At 49.7% G+C, this 3,580-nt stretch carries 1 protein-coding gene; it reads right to left on the bottom strand.

Annotated elements, in window-relative coordinates; genetic code table 11:
* Nucleotides 1-3,580, bottom strand: a 3,580-nt coding sequence (locus AACV00_RS17590; RefSeq protein ID WP_237612832.1) for a DUF6531 domain-containing protein, incomplete at both ends; no start/stop codon positions are given.

The following is a 3,580-nucleotide window of genomic DNA, read 5'->3' as shown; positions in this document are numbered from 1 at the left end:
TAAGGGCCCTTGGTCGATATCCACCGCGATAATGCGGTGGTCACTGTCATAGTGATAACGTTGTCCCGAGCTACTGCCTTTTTCATAGCGCGATACCATGCGACCAAAACCGTCGTAGCGATAATCATACTTATCACTGCCTTGTACTTGGTTATGCGGTGCTTCGGTGTGCGGACGAGTCAGTAAATTGGCCGCCGCATCATACAGAAAGTGTTCGGTTTGCACCGACCCTAAATGCGCCGTCAACTGCCCCAGCGGGTCGTACTGATAACTGTGGTAGTACCAATGTCCGGCGGTAAAAACCTCGCCCGTTTGACCATAACTGACACTGCGCTCGATAAGTTGATTGCGTTTATCCCAACGATAACGACGGTCAATCACCGGGGTCACAAACTGTGAGGCATTCATTTGGCGCGCCACTTGGTGCGTAATACGTCCCCGACAGTCATAGCCCGTTTCATTGTCTAAGGCGCCACTGGTGCGTAACGTTTCTCGGTGTAAACGGTCTCGTTGATATTCCGCCAATACCGTCAATTGCGCATTATCTCGCCATTGCGTTTGTTGTAAATGCCCAGAGCCGTAATACAGGTATTCAAATGCCCGTTGATGGGGCAACTCGGTGCGAGTGATATTACCCAGCACATCATAGTGATGCTGATAATCACCGCGAGCACTGGCTTCTCGAACCAACTGCCCCACTTTATCGTAGGTAAAGGTCAGGGCGTCTTGATACTCTACGCGGGCGGTGGTGCCGGTGCGTTCGGCTTCATGCCATATCGCCATGGGGACTCTGCGTAACGTCACACTCAAAGGTTGATAAAGGTATTCCGTGCGATAATCGGCGTTTTCTCGAAACAGCAACCGTCCCACTTTATCGTAACCGAAGGTGGTCACCTGCGGGGATAAGGGCATCGGCGTATCAATGGAAGGCCCAGGGGTGGTTTTTATTTGGGTGACATTCCCCATCACATCGTACTGATAGTGCTTTTGTTGTCCGATAAGATCATGTTCATCGGTTAAACGATGCAAGGCATCATACTCAAAGCGGTACTGCTCGCCCTGTTCATTCTCCAGCGCCTGCATACGCCCGAAAGTATCATAGTGAAAATGCAACCAATGCCCTGCCGGATCGCGTCGGGCTATTACTTGTCCACGACGGTTACGGCGCAACAGAATATGGCGCTCTCCGGCATCCGTTATTCCCACTAATTGCCCGGTGGCATCATAGTCATAACGGTTTTCTGTCCCATCCGGTAAGCGCTCTGTTAACAACAACCCCGCTTCACTAAAGGTGTAAGTCGTGGTTTCATTCTGTGCATTGGTCAACGAGCGAAGTTGTCCCCAATCATCGTAGGTCAAGGTGGTGGGATAACCCGAACAGTCCCGTTGCTCGATTAACTGACCGCGGGCATTATAGCGATAGTGGGTTTCATTACCCTTAGCATCCACTTGCCCCAGACACAGGCCTTGGTCATCCCACGCCAAGCGCGTGATATGGCCAAGCGGGTCAATCACACGACGAATATCGCCGTGCTCATTGTACTCCCAATGCCAAGCCGCCCCATTTGGCAAGGTTTGTGCCGTGGGAAACGCAAAATCTTTGTCCCAATCATAGCAAGTCGATTGTTGTTCGGGATCGGTCGATTGGGTTAAATTACCGCGCTCATCATAGGTATACCCCCATTCACTACCATCTGGGGCTATTGCTTTCGTTAATAAGCGGCTGGTATCCCATTCAAACCACCACGTTTCATTCAATGCATTAGTGTATTCGATAATTTGCTGTTGTTCATTCCAGCGACGGAAGGTGGTTTCGCCCCCCGTTTCCACGGTGGTGAGGGTTCGTTGAGCTAAATCATACGTCAGTTCGATATGCTCTAAACAGCGTTTACCGTCTTTAAGCCAGTGTTCAACCACTCGCCACTCAGGTTCATTGTCTTCAATGGTAAAGGCATCAAAACGTTGCCAACGATAATGACTACTGACCCCTGTGGCATATTGGTGCATGGCCATTAAACCCGATTCATCATCCCAGCCAAAACGACGAGTCACTCGCTTATCCGCATTAGTGACTTGCACTAAACGCTGTTGTGCATCATAAGTATAAGTGACCAGCGTTTTTTCTTCTTGTCCTTGGTGGCGGGTCACCGACTGTAAGCGTTGGGTGATTTCATCATAATGTAACCGGATATCGGTCAGATACGCATCATCATGAATTTGTACCAATTCACCGTCATTAGCATAGCGGTAGTGTAAAGCGTTATTATGACGATCAGCACTTTTCATTAAGCGCAGTGTATTGATTTTATGTGGATTGGCTTCGAAAAGTTGATAATCACCTTCCGCCGATTCAACAAGGAAAAGATTGTTTGTCGTGCGATAGACGGTAAAGCCTTCATCTTGATAGAACACTTTCTGTCCAAGGGCGATTTTTCCTAACGCTAAACGCCTCCCCGACATGTCATGATAATAAATATTTTCATTCTCAAGCCCTTTACCCGTGTCGTCAATTGTCAAAAAGACATCAAATGGCATCGCCCAACCGCGTCCTAAACGATTTTCACCCGTATTACGACTTTGGTAAATACGCGACCAGACTAACGGGTACACACCATCAATAATAAAATCGGTGTCATCCTCTCCATTTAGGACTTTCGCCCCCGTAGCCGCATGCACGGGGTGACGCACACTATTAAAGGCTTGGGTCACCGAGGCGACTACCATACTGCCCACCGCGGTACTGGCGATTTCACTCACCAAAGTACAGCCTACACTATTCAAACACTGTTTAATCGCCTTGAGTCCCCCTCTGCGAAACAGGGTAGACGCCGCGCCAACAGCAAGGCCACCGAGGATTTCACCAAACATTTCGGCAAAGGGGTTACGCCCACTCATAATATCGCGTACCACCACACTGCCACCGCCAATACGCACAATCCCTTTTTCTTGATTATCACTGATTTTGGCTTCACAGGTGCTTCTATCACCGTTACGACACGCCGGTTGGCTATTAATTTGGACTTTTTTCGACCCTTCAGCTAAAAAGTAAGGGGCGCTAGCACAATGCCATTTATCGCACGTGATGGTGTCCAATGGCATAGGTTCAGCATTCGGGTGTTTCGCGGCTTTTACTGGGGAAAGAATACTGTCAAAAAAGCCTTGCTCCGGTGAGGGGTATTCGGGAAACTCGGAGGGATCGAGCGCTATGGGTGCCGCATTGTTGGTTTGGTTCCCTAGCACCTTACCCGCCAATAAAGAAAATGCCCCGGTCGTCATCATGGCGGTATTTTTCAATACGCGTAAGGCAATCTCGGTACCTTTTTCTTCTTTCGGTGGGGTATTATCCGCCGCAATTGAAGCGAGTAGCACGGGTGACGGTAATTTTCCTGCTGCGCGAGCGGCTCCCTTGCCTTTGACACGTACATTTTTCGAGCCAGTATCGATTTCACCATCAGGGTTACTTAGCCCGAACAAGCTATCGATCCCATCCGCGACCCAATCAGCGGCATCATCAATCAATCCACCAATAGTAAAGCCCGCCGCCAGCCCTGCACCGGCAAAAATGGCCGCACCGGCGGCC

The organism is Proteus sp. G3927, assembly GCF_963894685.1.
Classification (GTDB): domain Bacteria; phylum Pseudomonadota; class Gammaproteobacteria; order Enterobacterales; family Enterobacteriaceae; genus Proteus; species Proteus mirabilis.
This window is presented reverse-complemented; position numbering and strand designations above follow the sequence as displayed.